The 15,711-nt window shown below is 44.2% G+C and carries 18 protein-coding genes; 4 read left to right on the top strand and 14 right to left on the bottom strand.

All coding sequences use genetic code 11. The annotated features are described in order from the left end of the window. Window positions 1-237: 237 nt before the first annotated feature. From KJS52_RS24115 to KJS52_RS24090, 6 genes are all read right to left on the bottom strand, one after another. On the bottom strand, window positions 238-1,278 hold the full coding sequence (locus tag KJS52_RS24115) for a DUF1835 domain-containing protein (RefSeq protein ID WP_213519851.1): 1,041 nt from the start codon (window positions 1,276-1,278) through the stop codon (window positions 238-240). Window positions 1,279-1,301: 23 nt separating this feature from the next. Then, a complete protein-coding gene (locus tag KJS52_RS24110; protein ID WP_213519850.1) occupies window positions 1,302-2,381 on the bottom strand; it encodes an ankyrin repeat domain-containing protein in 1,080 nt (359 codons plus the stop codon). Between the two features lie 206 nt (window positions 2,382-2,587). Further along, window positions 2,588-2,938, bottom strand: coding sequence for a YxeA family protein (locus KJS52_RS24105; RefSeq protein ID WP_213519849.1), 351 nt, complete (start codon window positions 2,936-2,938; stop codon window positions 2,588-2,590). Between the two features lie 23 nt (window positions 2,939-2,961). Next, window positions 2,962-3,693, bottom strand: a complete 732-nt coding sequence (locus tag KJS52_RS24100; protein WP_213519848.1) for an ABC transporter permease — start codon at window positions 3,691-3,693, stop codon at window positions 2,962-2,964. A gap of 12 nt (window positions 3,694-3,705) precedes the next feature. Further along, on the bottom strand, window positions 3,706-4,458 hold the full coding sequence (locus KJS52_RS24095) for an ABC transporter permease (protein WP_213519847.1): 753 nt from the start codon (window positions 4,456-4,458) through the stop codon (window positions 3,706-3,708). Beyond that, window positions 4,455-5,372, bottom strand: a complete 918-nt coding sequence (locus KJS52_RS24090) for an ABC transporter ATP-binding protein (protein ID WP_213519846.1) — start codon at window positions 5,370-5,372, stop codon at window positions 4,455-4,457. The genes KJS52_RS24095 and KJS52_RS24090 overlap by 4 nt, the downstream gene beginning before the upstream one ends. 166 nt (window positions 5,373-5,538) lie before the next feature. Between KJS52_RS24090 and KJS52_RS24085 the strand changes: the two genes are divergently transcribed. Beyond that, the gene (locus KJS52_RS24085; protein ID WP_213519845.1) at window positions 5,539-6,252 is read left to right on the top strand and encodes a response regulator transcription factor; all 714 of its coding nucleotides are present in this window, start codon (window positions 5,539-5,541) and stop codon (window positions 6,250-6,252) included. After that, window positions 6,253-7,641 carry a sensor histidine kinase gene (locus KJS52_RS24080; protein WP_213519844.1) on the top strand — a complete coding sequence of 463 codons (1,389 nt, stop codon included), beginning with the start codon at window positions 6,253-6,255 and terminating at the stop codon, window positions 7,639-7,641. 403 nt (window positions 7,642-8,044) lie between these two features. Here KJS52_RS24080 and KJS52_RS24075 read toward each other — a convergent pair whose 3' ends face one another. From KJS52_RS24075 to KJS52_RS24055, 5 genes are all read right to left on the bottom strand, one after another. Beyond that, entirely contained in the window at window positions 8,045-8,476 is a 432-nt protein-coding gene (locus KJS52_RS24075; protein WP_213519843.1) for a DUF6843 domain-containing protein, read from the bottom strand. A gap of 22 nt (window positions 8,477-8,498) precedes the next feature. Beyond that, window positions 8,499-9,065, bottom strand: coding sequence for a YdcF family protein (locus KJS52_RS24070; RefSeq protein WP_213519842.1), 567 nt, complete (start codon window positions 9,063-9,065; stop codon window positions 8,499-8,501). A gap of 47 nt (window positions 9,066-9,112) precedes the next feature. Beyond that, complete coding sequence (locus KJS52_RS24065; RefSeq protein WP_213519841.1) at window positions 9,113-9,877, bottom strand: MerR family transcriptional regulator; 765 nt, start codon at window positions 9,875-9,877, stop codon at window positions 9,113-9,115. Beyond that, window positions 9,852-10,778 (bottom strand): DUF2268 domain-containing putative Zn-dependent protease, encoded by a 927-nt coding sequence (locus KJS52_RS24060; protein WP_213519840.1) that lies wholly within the window; start codon window positions 10,776-10,778, stop codon window positions 9,852-9,854. Before KJS52_RS24060 ends, KJS52_RS24065 begins: the two co-directional genes overlap by 26 nt. A gap of 98 nt (window positions 10,779-10,876) precedes the next feature. Beyond that, window positions 10,877-11,326 (bottom strand): MerR family transcriptional regulator, encoded by a 450-nt coding sequence (locus KJS52_RS24055; RefSeq protein WP_213519839.1) that lies wholly within the window; start codon window positions 11,324-11,326, stop codon window positions 10,877-10,879. A gap of 180 nt (window positions 11,327-11,506) precedes the next feature. Between KJS52_RS24055 and KJS52_RS24050 the strand changes: the two genes are divergently transcribed. After that, the gene (locus tag KJS52_RS24050) at window positions 11,507-12,358 is read left to right on the top strand and encodes an aldo/keto reductase (protein WP_213519838.1); all 852 of its coding nucleotides are present in this window, start codon (window positions 11,507-11,509) and stop codon (window positions 12,356-12,358) included. Window positions 12,359-12,439: 81 nt separating this feature from the next. Here KJS52_RS24050 and KJS52_RS24045 read toward each other — a convergent pair whose 3' ends face one another. After that, window positions 12,440-13,195 carry an SDR family NAD(P)-dependent oxidoreductase gene (locus KJS52_RS24045; protein ID WP_213519837.1) on the bottom strand — a complete coding sequence of 252 codons (756 nt, stop codon included), beginning with the start codon at window positions 13,193-13,195 and terminating at the stop codon, window positions 12,440-12,442. A gap of 217 nt (window positions 13,196-13,412) precedes the next feature. Between KJS52_RS24045 and KJS52_RS24040 the strand changes: the two genes are divergently transcribed. Next, window positions 13,413-14,309, top strand: coding sequence for an AraC family transcriptional regulator (locus KJS52_RS24040; protein WP_213519836.1), 897 nt, complete (start codon window positions 13,413-13,415; stop codon window positions 14,307-14,309). 274 nt (window positions 14,310-14,583) lie between these two features. Here the strand turns inward: KJS52_RS24040 and KJS52_RS24035 are convergent, their stop codons facing one another. Next, window positions 14,584-15,156, bottom strand: coding sequence for a TetR/AcrR family transcriptional regulator (locus tag KJS52_RS24035; protein ID WP_213519835.1), 573 nt, complete (start codon window positions 15,154-15,156; stop codon window positions 14,584-14,586). A 74-nt stretch (window positions 15,157-15,230) separates the two neighbouring features. Further along, on the bottom strand, window positions 15,231-15,704 hold the full coding sequence (locus KJS52_RS24030; protein WP_213519834.1) for a GbsR/MarR family transcriptional regulator: 474 nt from the start codon (window positions 15,702-15,704) through the stop codon (window positions 15,231-15,233). Window positions 15,705-15,711: the final 7 nt, after the last annotated feature.

Raw genomic sequence — 15,711 nt, 5'->3', positions numbered from 1 at the left:
TTCTGGAACTGTAGCCCCATCATAGCGAAGGCATCGATTACCGTCGATAGTCCTCACTTGTTCATCTCACTGGACAAAGGCTATTCCTGCTGCCAATTACGGCAAATAGTCATTACTTGCTCGAATAGTCACTTGATGATATGCAGCAAAATCCAAGCAGGCAGCGCTAAAAAGCACAAAAAAACGCATGTCCGTGATCAGGACCATGCGTTTTTTTGTGCTTCAATTATCAGTATGTTATTTGCGCCTTACGCTGTAATACCTCATTGCGCGTGGCACACCTTGGATTGCCAAAGCTCCACGATATATGAGCTCTCGTAGTCTGTATTCAAAGTAAAGGTCGCCCACATACTGATCACAGTATCCGAGCGCCTCGCCAATTACTCTTGCTGCTTTAATAAAGTCACGATTTTGCCGAGAGGCATGCAGCTTGTCCACTGTCTCCAGCAAATAAGCATCGTAGTAATGCTCGTCGACGTTTCGTATCTGTTCGCCATCCCATATACGCAGCACATCCCGATGATTGGCGAGCGTTAACCATTCATGCTCCAGCAGTTGTCTCGTTTCTAAGGTTATTGCTTCGATATTGGCGATTTCCCGAAAAACAGCTTGCAGCTTTTCCGGAGGAATTTCGCCTGCATGCAAATAATTGATGTACCGGTCAGCAGTGTTAAATGTTGCTTCACATGCTGCGGCTGCATTAAACAGGACGATGCGATTAGGTTTATCCCGCAGCAAATAAAGAGCATAGCGCAGCCCTGCCTGCTCATGCGCATTGTTCCCGCTCCATACAACAATCGTTGCCTCAGCCGGAATACGATTGATTTGCTCCGTTATTTTCTGATCGTAGACGGAATCATAATCATCGACATCGACCTCAATGTTGATATGATCTCGAAACCATTCCGCTCTATAGGCCCTGCCCGCCTCCTCATGAAGCTGCCATAGAGGACCGATAGAAAATTGTTCTCGAAACACGATCATTTTATTCGTATCTGCTAATCCCAGCTGCTTGATCGCCATCTTCAAGCTGCCGGCAGCAGAATCACCGAACACGATATGCACCTGCTCAGCAGTTTCATTTGGCTCCCATATCGAGACGCGAGGATGAGGAACTAGCAGCTTCTCATACAACTCTCTTAAGTTTGTATAGAGATCTACTTTTTCACCTTTCGCTTCCACCATATCCAGCTGCAGCTTGATGATTGTAAGCAGCTGCTGTGCTTCCTGCAAGGATAGTCCGTTGATTGCCTTTCTAATTTCTAACTGTTTATCCACTCGCTCTACCTGCCTCTCACTCTCTAATCAAGCTCTTCGACTGGGTCGTACTCGCCATCCAGTATCATATCAAGGTACTTGCCTGGCGATTTGCGGAATGCTTTCCAGGTTACTTTATTCAATATGGCGAGTGTACGATGCTCAACATCATATGTGCCGAGAGCTTTTTTAGCTGGAACCCACACCAGCATGCCGTAAGAATCATACCCGTCTGTATCTGCCAGCAAGTTGATAAGGCGTAATCCAGCAAAGGTTGCCTCCGTCACATCATGAACAGAGCAGTAAACCACATAATCGAGGTGCTTCGAGTCGGCTAGCTCTACCCTCTGTCTTTCTTCCCCAAGATCTTGAATGATGCTTTTCGGGAGCTTCATGCGCTTAAGCTCATCTATTTTGGCATCATAATTATGCAAGTCCTCCGGCTCATAGGATGAGATAAGCTCCGCTATCTCCTTATGATTGACTCTGGCAATATGTACGGCTCTTTCTCCGTAATGATTTTTCAAGCGGGTATCGGCGCCATTCTCAAGTAAATATTGGACGACCGACAAATGCCCATAGGCTGCCTTATGAAGCGGTGTATACGAATAATCAGGGTGATCATCAAAGCTTTGATAGTTAATATTGACCCCAGCTTGGACCAGCATTTTTACGAGCTCCAAATTGCCATGAAACGCTGCCGTTTGCAGCGCTGTTCCTCCGTGAGCCTGCAAATCGATCCCTGCGCTCAACAAGTACGCAACGACCTTCTTATTGTTATCGTACGCTGCCGTCCATAGCGCAGACACCCCTGTATGCGTGACTGCGTTAATATCTGCCCCTCGATCAAGCACATATTGGATTTCATGAAGCTTCCCACGCATAGCCGCCATTACAATAGACGGATGACCGGGATAATTTAAGCTCTCGCCATGTTCAATAAATAGTTTTACGATTTCAAAGCTGTACTTCTTGCGATAGGTCCATGCGCGGGAAAGATACGTCCCCTGACCAGGGACAGGTGTAAGATCAAACCCGTTTGCTAGTAGAGATTTTACCGCTTCCACATCATTTCGCTCTATTGCATCGTCCATTACTGGGTCAAAATAACTCAGCAGACTCACCCCGATTCATTACTATTGTAGCCTCTACATAACATATGCCTGTTGTTCACCTCACAGACTTCTGTCCAAGCTACTCTTTTTTAATATTGTATCAATTGTTGGTAGCGAGGGAAAAGGATATATAGTACTAAAAGCAATCTCATAATTGTTGCGATGCAAAAAACAGTACCTTAAGTTGGATAAGAACTAAGGTACTGTCTTCGTTATTATTGCAGCTGCTGCCGAACATCTGCTGGCAAATCCTCAAAGCTTATTTCCTCCCAATGTGTAACACCCCGCAGCAGCGTATGATAGAGCTGAATATATGCACCCTCCCGCAGTTGCTTGCCTGCTGAAAACTCCAGCTTCTTTTCCTTGCCTTTCTCGTTATAGGCCGTCAATTCGTAGCCATAACGTCCATTCGTATCCTGCACGCCTTGACCAGCGACCACCGTATAATAGATTTTCTTTCCTGCGGGATTTTCAGGTGTCAGTTTATCCGGTGTAAAGAAGAACATCCACAGCGATGCTACTATAATGACCACAAGCCCCAAAATCGCAAATATTGTTCTTTTCATGTTGCAATTCCCCCTTAAATAAATTAGGATGCCGCGGCTCCTTTAACCTTTAAGCGGCGTATAGCCATTGAAGAAAACAGAATAATAAAGACCACATTCATCGACCAAAACAGTATGTTTTGCGTGTCTGTCAGTTTATCCTGACTCAGCACACCCATTCCTATCGTTAGCAGCGAAAACGGGAAAAACAGACCTACTTTAATAATGTACATGCCTAGCCCAACAAACACCGCGCACAAGCTTATGCCGATAGGCGTTGCGAAGCTGCGAATCCGCAATGACAAGCCCAATTGCAGTGCTCCGATAGACAGGGAAGCAAACCATCCGCGCAAAGCCCAGCCTACCGTTTCTAAAGGAAAGGGCTCCGGTATCGAGAACAAGATGCCTGCAATCCAGTAAAGTCCCATGAACAGCGCTTGCGCAAAAAGGATTAACATGCTGACGACAAACAATTTGGCAAGAAATACACTGGAGATCGATACAGGCGCAGTCAACACAATATTCCAATTGCGATTTAGATGCTCGAGCCTGCACATATAGGAGCAGCAAATCGCAATCAGGATGGGCAGGAAAAACTCGCCATAAAACAGACTGACCTGAGTCCACAGGCTATACCAGCCATTTTGCAGAGCCTCCTGATTGAAATAATAATTGGCACAGCCGATCAGCAGACTTATGATCGGAAGCACTGCGAGCACAAGAACAATTCGGGAATGCCGAAGCTTAAGCCATTCAGCGGAAATACTTTGTTTCATCAGCTTTCCTCCTCAGATTTCCTGCCGGTTCACATGGATATTTCCGGCGATATAGAACAGTACGATCATCCCGAGTACAGCCAGCACAAGCCCTGAGTTCATCGGCTGTGTAATATAAGAGCTGGAGCTTTCGGCGTATTGAAAGGCAACCGGGTTCAGATCAGTATAGTAGGACCAAATAAATAAATGCCGTATACCTGAAGGAAATAATCCGGCGGTCATGCCAATAAAACCGCCCAGCATGCCAAGGCATAGCGCAAAGGCCTGGTTTTTGACAGCCATAGATATCCACTGCTGAAGTGCCGTAACTGCAAGTGTCGCCAGCATCGTCCCGCCAATAAAGTGGATTAGCCCTTCAACAGGCAGACCACCTGGAAAATGATTAATTAGTCCAAAGGCAATCATTAGCAAAGTCTGCGCAAGAATGCCGTATAAAAGCAAGCTGTTGGCGCATAAATATTTCGCTGCATAGAGACGGCCACGGCTCACATTGGTCGCAACAAGCATTTTCCAAGTTGATCCTTTATGCTCCATATCGCAAATTCGGGAGACGACAATAGCCGATATAATGGGCATAAAAAGGCCGTTCATCGAGGCTATACTAAATATGATCGACTCCCAGACGGCATGATCCGAATTGCGGGCTATCGACATGCTGGTCGACAGGAAGGCCCACATCATCTCGGCAGCAAGAAAAAGAAGAATCATAATCCATATCTTTTTGCGGCGGATTTTAAAGTACTCCAGTCCAAATGTTTTGATCACAGGCTTCGCTCCTTTCCCGTTAGCTCCAGGAAAATATCCTCCAGATTTTTGCTTTTCTCTCCGATCCGGGTGACAGGGATGCCGTAGGTGACGAGCAGCCGATTGATCTCCGCCACGTCATCATCCTCAAGATAATCAAAATCGAGCTGGTTGTCGCCTTTCGCCGGGCTATAGCCTTGAGCGAGCAGCAGCCGATGTGCTGTAAGGTTGTCACCCGTTTTCAGATAGATCGAGGATCTGCCTTTTGCACGCAGGCTGTCCAGCTTGCCTTGAAACATCAAATTTCCGTCACTAATAATGCCGACTGAGGTAGCAATTTGTTCAATTTCCGTAAGCAGGTGGCTGGACAGCAATATCGTCATTCCGTAGCGTGCAGGCAGCGATTTAATCAGCTCCCGAATTTCACCAATGCCCGCAGGATCGAGACCATTTGTCGGCTCATCAAGAATGAGCAGCTTGGGGAAAGCAAGCAGGGCCATTGCGATGCCTAGCCGCTGTTTCATTCCGAGCGAATATTGCTCCGCTTTTTTGTTCTTATGATTTTCGAGCCGTACAATCCGCAGCGCCTCATCTACATTGCGATCTGGCACGTTCCGCAGACGCTGCATCACCCTCATATTTTCAAGCCCTGTCAGATGTCCATAGTAGGAAGGTGATTCGATTAGCGACCCGGTGCGCATTAAAATAGATGGTCGGCTTTTACTGAGACTTTCCCCGAAAATTTTAATGGACCCTTCAGACGGCTTGATTAATCCGAGCAGCATTTTTAATGTTGTAGTTTTACCCGCTCCGTTAGGGCCTAAAAATCCGTAAATTTCTCCTTCCTCCACGTGAAGATCAACCCTATTGACGCGGTTTTTATCTCCGTATGTTTTAGTTAAGCTTTTGGTTTGCACAATTGCAGTATCACTCATCCGAAAAGTCAGCTCCATTCCAGTCATTTAATATCGTTTCCCTTGAGTTAAACTGTAATGGATGTGCCTTACCGCTATCTAAAGACAACCTTACAGCAACCTTAAATTGATTTGCTAAAACGCAGAGCGCCCTTTTGTTCATGTATAATAAAAGTGGGTGACGCAAATGGAAAATATAAAAAACAAAAAAATATTAATCGTTGATGACGAACCGGAAATTAGAATGATGGTTGAACGATTTCTTAGAAAAGAAGGCTTTTTTCGCATATATACCGCAATCGACAGTGCTTCAGCTTTGTCGATTTGCCGTGCAGATAAACCGGATATCGCCATTCTTGATGTGATGCTGCCCGATCGAGACGGATTTTCACTGCTGTCGTCGATCAGACAGTTTTCGCAAATGCCTGTGCTTTTTCTTTCTGCCCGAGGAGAAGATGAAGATCGATTGCTGGGGCTGGGCTTGGGAGCAGATGATTACATCGTGAAGCCTTTTCTGCCGCGCGAGCTGCTGCTGCGATTGACAGCTATTCTAAAGCGTGTCTACTCCTCTCCCTTAGCGGAGCGTTTGGCTGTCTTCCAATTAGGGGAGCTGACGATCGATCTGGATAGTGCTATCGTGCGAAAGGATGAGGAGGAGCTGCCACTAACGGCAAAGGAGCATGCCATTCTCGCCAAGCTGTACGAAAATCGCAATCGAATCGTCACCAATGACGCCTTATGTCAGGCTGTTTGGGGTGACGACAGCTACGGCTATGAAAATACATTGATGGTGCATATAAGGCGGGTACGCGAAAAAATCGAGTCTGTGCCTTCTAACCCAACCCATCTCCTCACTGTCAGAGGACTGGGCTATAAGCTGCTGGTGAAGGAGAATCGTTAAGTGGATGGAATAATTCGCATATTGCGTCGTTTTGTTGCAGCGACCATCTTGATCTCGATATTTCTGCTAATTTTCAACTTTATACTGCTGGGTACGCTAGTATTTGCGGAAATTAATCAGCGACCTTCTCCAGAAGGAGTTGTTGGCAAGGTAGCAAAAGGCTTAACGATGCAGGGAGGCAGCTACAGCTTGGATGCCGATGCCGCAAAGCTGCTGCAAGACAATCAGGCGTGGGCCATGCTGCTTGGGGAGGATGGCCGCGTGCAATGGCAGCATCAGCTGCCTGATGATGTCCCGCGAGCCTATAACTTGATCGATGTAGCCAAATTTTCGCGCTACTATTTGATGGATTATCCGGTCTATATATGGGAGCATGAAGGCGGCTTAATCGTGGTGGGATATCCAAAAAGCGGCTACGTAAAATATCAATTAAACTTTCTTTCCGAGTGGATTAGCTCATTACCGGTGCGGCTGCTTTGGCTGCTGCTCATTAATATAGCAGTGGCGTTGCTTGTTTCTATCGTAATTGGAACGCGGCTTATAAGGAGGCTGCGCCCTCTTTTGGATGGCGTCCACAAACTTGCAAGAGAGCAGGAGGTTCAGTTGGACAGCAAAGGAATATTTGGCGATTTAGCTCAAAGCATTAATAAGACGTCGACCGTGCTGCAGCATAAAACGGCTGCTTTAAAAGTACGGGATGAAGCACGCTCCAACTGGATCGCCGGGATTTCGCATGATATCCGTACGCCGCTTTCGATGGTGCTTGGCTACGCAAGTGAAATGGAGGACAATCCTGAGCTGCCAAGCGAACAGAGACAGCAAGCAGGCATAATACGAAGCCAAGGCGAAAAATTGCGCTCTCTGGTGAGCGACCTGAACCTGGTCTCCATGCTCGAGTACGACATGCAGCCGTTGCATATAAAGCCCGTTCGGTTATCAGTGTTGGCGAAGCAGGTTGTCGCAGATTTCTTGAATAATGGGCTGGATGAGCGATATGAGATCGACATAAAGCTGGCCGATGAGGAGATTCAGATTCATGGAGATGAGAAATTGCTGCTTAGAGCAATCAGCAATCTTGTGCAGAACAGTGTAAATCATAACCCGCAAGGCTGCAGCATCATGCTGGAAACCTCTTTATCCAGGGACCGTGCCCGATATCGCCTCATCGTAAGTGATACGGGACGCGGCATCCCGCAAGAGCAGCTGGCTGAGATCACTGAGCTGCCTTATTCATCAAGAAGAAAGAAGCCTGTCCACAACGGGCATGGTCTAGGGCTGCCGATGGTTGCAAGAATTGCAAGGGCGCATCATGGCAGCTTAATGCTGGATAGCAGCCCAGAGCAGAAAGGGCTGGTAGCAGTTATGGAGTTTCCCGTGCAAGCGCCGTAAATCATTGTTCAAAAAGCATGGCTTTGCTAGCAGCGTATTGTGCAGTAGCGAAGCTGTGCTTTTTGAGCTCTGTAAGAGAAACAGCATTACTAAGATCCACTCTTATATTGTTCAATAAGTTTTTGGGCGATTTCTAACGGTTTTATATTGTCCATAAAAGGAATTTCCTTAATATTAACCCAAGTAGGAATGTACTTTCCCTTTTCAACAGAAGAAAATTCCTCACCTTTCCCCGTGCCAAAATCTCCGCCTATTATTGTTGCTATAAAATAGTATTCTTCAGACCCGTTAAAGTTATATTTATAGAACAGCTTATCGATAACGATATCAACCCCTAATTCCTCTTTTATTTCTCTAATATCTAGTAAAGTAATTAATGCAAAGGGTAAAGAACATGTTCATTTCATTGTTCGATTTCATCGTTGTACTGTTGTTCCGTGCCAACAAAAAAGGAATTAACCTCGGCATCTTTAGTCGTGCCATCGGGAAACTTTATCGTCTTTGTTCCCATAGATTGGCCTTGAATCATATCTGTTCCTATTTCAGTCCGCGTACCGTGCTTATCCTTAACATAGAACAGCATAAGGCCAGATGTTGGTGGACTGGATGTGAAAAGTATCCCCTCTTCCGGAATTTCATGTAAAAAAGCTTTTCCTTCCATGGGCAGTGCTGGGCTGTCTTGTTGCTCATACACAACTCGAACCCAACCTGAATATCCATTTGGCATCACAAATATATGGGTTTTCTGCTTATTGATCCCGATTGTCCCAATCGCAATTGCAGCAATAATGATCACTGCAAACACGATAAGATAAATTTTGTAGACTCGCATCATGTTTACACCGCCTTGTTCTTAGCTATTTCAACAGATATTTATAATAAGCCGGGAATTCTCGGATTATTGAGTAAATATCTCTAACTTCAAAAATGTTGGCATGAGCTGAATATACTTCTGCAATATTCACTTTTCTAAACGCTAATTTTGTTCTGGAAATATGAAAATATTGAGTAATAATCATGGCGGAGTCTAGCTCTAACTCATTCATAATTTTGCTTGTATTTTGGGCGGTCATATAGGAGTTGTAGCCGTTATTATCCTCTATAATTTTTTCTGCCGGTATCCCGTTATCTATTAGGTAAGATTTCATAACCTGTGCCTCATCGAAGCCTTCCTTGCCAATCCCACCACTTACAATAATAAACGTAAAGTGGCCCTTGCTATAAAGCTCTACCGCTTTATCCAATCTTGCTTTTAACCGCTCAGAAGGCTGTCCATTAACTTCTACTTTATTTCCCAACACTACAGCAACGTCAACAGGCTTCAATTCATCATTTACCCCATCTATTACGATGAAAGCAGTATGAATGATAAACCATAAACCTAAGCTTGCTGCTGCTACTATTAATAATCGTTTAACGAACACAAGGTTCAATCTCTCACCTTCATTTTCTCAATTTTTGTGTGCACATACTAATTTTGCAAATCGCCCCATCGGTTGATATTGTACATAATTGCTCTGTAAAGAAAATTTGCAAAGTCCTCATTGCTATATTGGCTAAAGTATTCTTTAAACCGTGCATCAGATTGGTAAATGTTGGCAATGCAAGCCAGCAGCTCTGCATCACATGTCATGAATTGCATTAAAAGCTTTTTCCATTGCTCGATTAATTGCTGCACTTCATCGGAGGTGTAAGGCTGATTGGTACAGGATGCAATTTGCTTGAATATTTCCTCCATCTCGGAGAAGCTTTCCTCTTTTTCATCCATAGATAATTGTTCTAACGTTTCATTATATTCTTTATACGCCTCTGTTTCGCCATAAACGAATTTCGCTTCATTGGCATATTGTTCTTTCAATGGCAAAACCGATGTATTGTTGAAGAGTTGCAAATTACTTATATCACTGCCCAAAACGTACTCGTCGAGAGCTGTCATAATCGTTTCCAGCCTCTGTTTTTTCAATAATAAGGCTTGGCTTTGCTGCTTTAATAGCCGCTTCTGCTCTTGCTTGGTCAGCTTTACGATGTCCGCAATTTCCTTCAAGGAAAAATCCAACTCCTTTAGGAACAAAATCGTTTGCAGTTTTTCCAAGCTGCTTAGATCATATAGGCGATACCCTTTTTCCGTCAGATGCGTCGGTTTAAACAGATCAATTCTGTCGTAATAATGCAAGGTCCGAGCTGTAATGCCTGTAATCCGGACAATATCTTTAACCGCTAATAATGGTTTCTTCATCCCAAAATCCTTCTACTTCGTCTAGTATTTGAGCAGCAGGCGTTATCGTTGCCTCAAAGATCGTTTTACCTGTATTTTTTAAGTAATATTGGATTAAATAATATCCGCATGCGTAACCGGCGCTATAAGGCATATTGACCGGTTCGAAGTTTTGCAGTTTTGCGATCTCGTCACCGTAAAGATACGGAGCAAATTTGTCAAAGCCTGTTAATTGCAAATGCTCTCTCAGCACAGGCTTTATGCGTTTGTTTAATGTTTCGGCATCTGTTTTCGTTACCCAAGGGCCGAGCAATTCTTCTCCAAACATAAGCGTAGCATAGTTTTCAGCCAGCCCTTCACTTACAATCAGCTCTCCCAAATTCACGGTGTGATCCCACTGAATAAATTGATAGCGCACATTATGGTTGCATTCATGGGCTAGCGCTGCCTTCATTCGCGGAATCGTGTACTCATTGGGCAAAAGTGTTCCCCAGATAAACCCGGGAATACCCCCAAAGCCGCTATATCCTTCGTTTATTGTGAGGGCACGGTTTTGCGGATTCCCTAATTGCAGGGTGAACAAATATTCGGATACAGGGAGATTAATTCCGTGCTCTATAAATTGCTGGAGGCTTATCCGCACAGCTTCCTCACACTCTGACCAAAATGAATCTGACGAAATCAACTCGATTTCAGATGAGAGCTGCTGGGTAATCTGATCAGGGGAGCGGTGCATCATACTATTAAACACAATAACGTCAAAGCCATTTTCCTCTTCCGCTTTAAACGGAATTTGTTGAATTTGCCATTGTTTCATAAAAGGAGCCATCATGTCGTTTCGGAACAATTCAAGCTTGTCCTCAGGCGAAGCTAAGGCTACCTTTCGATAAATGCGATCTGAGCGTAAAGCTTTTATAATCATTTTCAATCACTCCAAGTAGTTTATAGCGATCATTATGCACTATGACCTAACGTCATAGTCAACCACCTTGAAGGAAAACCAGCCTGCCATTCTCACTCTTATGCCTTGCGAGCAGAAGGCGAGTAAAATACGTCACCATGCATATGCAGAATGTTGTCCCAATTGCCGGGATTGGTCGTGTCTGGCATGCGATGCTCCAGAATCGCCTGATATAGGACCGTTTTTTGCTCCAGATGATCAATGTGCCGTTTGGCTTCTTCGAGCTTGGCGAGCGCCGCTTCTTTATGCTCCATAATAAGCGCATAGCGTTGTGGAATGGTAGTATCTCCTTCGAGACAGAGATCAACGTACCGTTTAATAACCTCAATCGGCATTCCGGATTGCTTGAGGCATTTGACGCCATGCAGCCAGTTGATCGATTCTTCGTCGAACATTCGGATATTATTCTCATTGCGCTGCACGCTTGGCACCAGGCCTTTATCTGTGTAAAAACGAATGGCATGCTCGGTGAGTCCCGTTATCTGGGCGGCTTCTTTGACCGTATACATACGAAATCCCCCTTGAGAAAATAACTTTTGCAAAGTGTCTTGACTTCGTGTAACACGAAGGTTCTAAGCTTATTGTAATGCAAGTCAGCCGCAAGTGGAATCCCCCACTGCTATAGCCCCCGAGTATCCAGGATGCGTGCTGTTTGCCTTTATACATGTAGAAAAATGGGAGGAATTATAATGCAAACCGTAACATTGAACAACGGAGTGAAAATGCCGATTATCGGGATTGGTGTTTACCAAATTCCTGATGCGGAACAATGCGAGAACGCCGTATATGAAGCACTGATGACCGGTTACCGCCTCATCGACACCGCCGCCGGTTATCTGAATGAGGAAGCAGTTGGACGTGCAATTAAGCGAAGCGGTATACCACGTGAGGAGCTGTTCATCACGACCAAGCTATGGGTTCAGGATGCAAGCTATGAGAGTGCCAAGCTGGCGTTTGCCAAATCCTTAAAGAAACTCCAGCTCGATTATCTGGATCTATACCTTATTCATCAGCCGTTCGGCGATTACTACGGTGCTTGGCGTGCAATGGAAGAGCTATACCGCGAAGGCAAGATTAAGGCGATTGGGGTCAGCAATTTTCTGCCGGACCGTTTGATGGACCTTATTGTGCATAACGAAATCGTGCCCGCTGTCAATCAAGTCGAAACGCACCCGTTCTACCACCAGATTGAGAGCGCAGCTTTTATGAAGGAGCAGGGAGTTCAGCACCAGTCGTGGGCGCCTTTTGCTGAAGGACTTAACAACCTGTTTGGGAATGAAGTGCTAGCCTCGATCGCAGAAAAACATAACAAGTCCATCGCACAAGTTGTGCTTCGCTGGCTTGTTCAGCGAGAAGTAGTTGTTATTCCGAAGTCGGTAAAAAAAGAACGGATTGCCGAAAACTTCAACATTTTTGATTTTGAGCTGAGCGCTGATGACATCGAACAGATTTCCACTCTCGATACGCGGGAAAGTCTTTTCTTATCGTACCGCGATCCGGAGGTCGCCAAGATGATGGGCAATTGGAAGGTTGATTTGTAAGCTTTGCTTAAATCTTCGACTCAGCATGGTTACCCGTATCTATTAAGAAAGGACAGGGTTGAGCGTCCCTGTCCTTCTTTTTTATAGCAAATGTCCACCAGAAACTTCAATGTCCTGGGCTGTAACCCAGCCGAAATCATCAGACAACAAGCTCACAATGACCTTTGCAAGATCATCGGGTTGGCCTATTCTTCCGAATGCCGTTTGTTCTGCCAAAGGACGGATGAATTCAGGATGTTTATCAAATGCTCCATCTCCAAAATTGCTGTGTGTAGGGCCAGGAGAAACTGCGTTGACCCGAATTTTGCGAGGAGCAAGTTCTTTGGCGATATAGCGAGTCCAAGATGAGAAGGCTGCTTTTAACGAGCCATAGACAGAGTAGCCTGGAAACGATTGATTTTTGGATGAACTCGTGGTATTTACGATGGCTCCAGCATCATTCATGAATCGGATGAGGTGTTGAGTTAAAAAAACCGGTCCTTTGAAGTTCGTATTAAGGATTTTGTCGAAGTACTCCTCGCTCATATCTGCTAACATCATTGGCCCACCAACACCGCCATTATTGACTAAGTAATCAAATGTCGTTCGGCTCCAAATTTGATTGAGGCTCGTCTTCACTTCTTGAACAAAACCATCGAACGTTGATAATTGAGTCAAATCCAATTTCAATGCTATAGCACGAACGCCCTCATTCTTCTCAAGTTCCTTTACGACTGCTTCTGCTCGTTCCTTATAGGAATTGTATGTGAGAATGACGCTAATTCCGCGTTTGCCAAGCTCAAGAGCAGTCGCCCTTCCAATCCCGTTGCTTCCGCCTGTTACGATTGCAATTTTCATGAGATATCACTCCTTTTTCGTTCGATCTGAGTTTTATTTTAGTTAGTTCTGCTGATATAATCTAGATTTAATGATGCCTTTTAATTGCCTAAAACCACCAACGATGATTTAAAATAACCCAATTAACCTGATGGTTTCGTCAAAAAAAAGCCTATAAATGCCTGAAGATTACGGAGTCATGTTGTGAAGAAAGAAGGGCGTATGATAAAATAGGCGCATGAATAAGAGAAAAATAATACAAGAAATTATTGATTTAATGGAAGGGGCAAACACTCGACCAATTGAAACCGTTGTACCGGGGCTAAGCATGATTAAGGGAGACATTCCCACACACCAACTCACAGCACTCTACAAGCCAACGATTGGTTTTACTGTTAAAGGAACAAAGATTCTGTCAATTGGGGAGTGCAGCACGAATCTGGTGGGGCCTTCATATTACGTGATACCGGTACATGTTCCCGCTTCGGCGAACGTACATCCAGACCGTGATGGTCATCCTTACATGTCCCTTGGTCTTGAATTGAATCAAAATGTTCTTCAACCTTTATTACGAGATCTTCCTGAGAATCTAATCCCAACCGCTTCTGAACATTTATTTGCAGCATGTGAAATGGACATTGAACTTATGGAGGTGTGGCTACGCCTATTACGATTAACGAAAACCCCTAGAGATATTCCAGCTCTTGCACCAGCTTATGAACGCGAACTTCTTTATCGCGTTCTGATGGGACCTCAAGGATGGTATCTAAGGCAACTTGGCCAGCGAGAGAGCAATTTCTCCAGGATTTCTCAGACTGTCCAATGGCTTCGCGACAACTATACGAGGTCTATAGACATCGGTGAGTTGGCATCAAAATTTGGTATGGCTGTAAATACGTTTCACCGTCAGTTTAAACGAGCAACGGGGTTAAGTCCGATTCAATTCCAAAAGCAATTAAGACTTTTGGAGGCTAGAAATCTCATTGCATTTGAGGGCTATACAGTAGCCAGTGCCGCATATCAGGTTGGCTATATGAGTCCCTCGCAGTTTAACCGAGAATACTCCCGTTTTTTCGGTTCATCTCCAGCTCGGGATACCCAAAAACTAAGACGAATCGAAAGCACGAGGGATTAGCCGGTCGCTTCTACGGAATGAACTCGTGCAACGTATCGGTGTTGTCAGTGATGTCACTCTCTAACCATAATTTTCTCCATAAAACACTAGTGCGCTGTCTGTCATAATCCTTGAAAGTCATAATGTACTCCGGTTAAACGGGATTCGATCTGCGGCACGTACAAAAGCTTTTACGGTATGTCCCTTATTGATCGCTTGGTCAATTAATAAGTGAATGTTCATTTATTAATTGTGAAAAGAATAGCGATGCTGTGCATCGCTTAAAAATATTTTGCTATGCCTTAATAGCGTCCCAACTCATCTTGATGGCAGAATCTAATTGCTTACTATTCAAGATGGTCCCGTTCTTCAAATGTGCTTTCAACAATTCGGCTATTGGCAAGATGGAGTAAACAACTAGCATGTTAATATCCTCCTTCTTCAACAGCTCCTGTCGGATGCCGGCTTCAAACAGCTCGTAGATCGGTTGAAACTGACTTGCCGTATCGTCTAGGCACCATTTCTGGGGCAAAGGAGAATTCATTATTTGCTCCAGAAACAAAAAATATTCTTTAAAGGATTGAATAAAATCAACATAGTTGCGGATGATAGCCTCAAATCGCTCGTAAACTGTTCGGGTATGATCCACTCCCTGAAACATTTTCTCGCTCATCTTGCCTTTAATCTTCAAGTAGGTCTTATAGAGCAGATCCTCTTTGTTCTCATGGTAAATATAAATCGTCGCTGCCGATACACAGGCTCTTTTGGCAATTTTTGATATTGACGTATCAGAGAAACCAATCTCATTAATTAGCTGTATGGTCGCGTCGAATATTGCTTCGACTTTATTATCATCTCTATATCTCATGAATCAATAATAAATGATCGTTTATTTTTTTCAATAATAAGGTATTGCTAGATTGGTTGGTTGGGGGAATTGATTCAATCTTTTATTTCTTGCCTCCACTCTAAAAGCAATTTTTCATGACTAGAGATCATATTATCGACCCAAAGGAGCATTTCAACAAATTTTTTATTCGCATTAGAGCTCCCTTCTACTGCGTTTAAACCTTGTTCTACAATTTTTTTCAAGTTTTTAAAACCATCAATCCTCGTTTTGATGGCATTATCCCATATGGACTCACTAACGGAGTAATAATCTGCTCGATCACCAATAGCTGATACTTTCTCTAACAATCCCATAGAAACCAGGAGTCTCACGTTTGTCGAAACGCTCCCTCTGCTAACCTTTAAAAGATTAGCCATTTGTTCAGCTGATATAGGCTGATTAGCAACTAATGCTAATCCTAAAATTCTTCCGCCAATTCGTGGAATTCCATAATCCTCATAATAAATACCTAACTTTTCGACAAACACTTGTTTTTCTTCATTGTACTCCAGCTCTTTAACGTCCATGACTGAA

The sequence above is a fragment of the Paenibacillus montaniterrae genome, from assembly GCF_018403185.1.
GTDB lineage: Bacteria > Bacillota > Bacilli > Paenibacillales > Paenibacillaceae > Pristimantibacillus > Pristimantibacillus montaniterrae.
The sequence above is the reverse complement of the archived record's forward strand: the minus strand, read 5'-3'. Positions and strand labels throughout refer to the sequence as shown.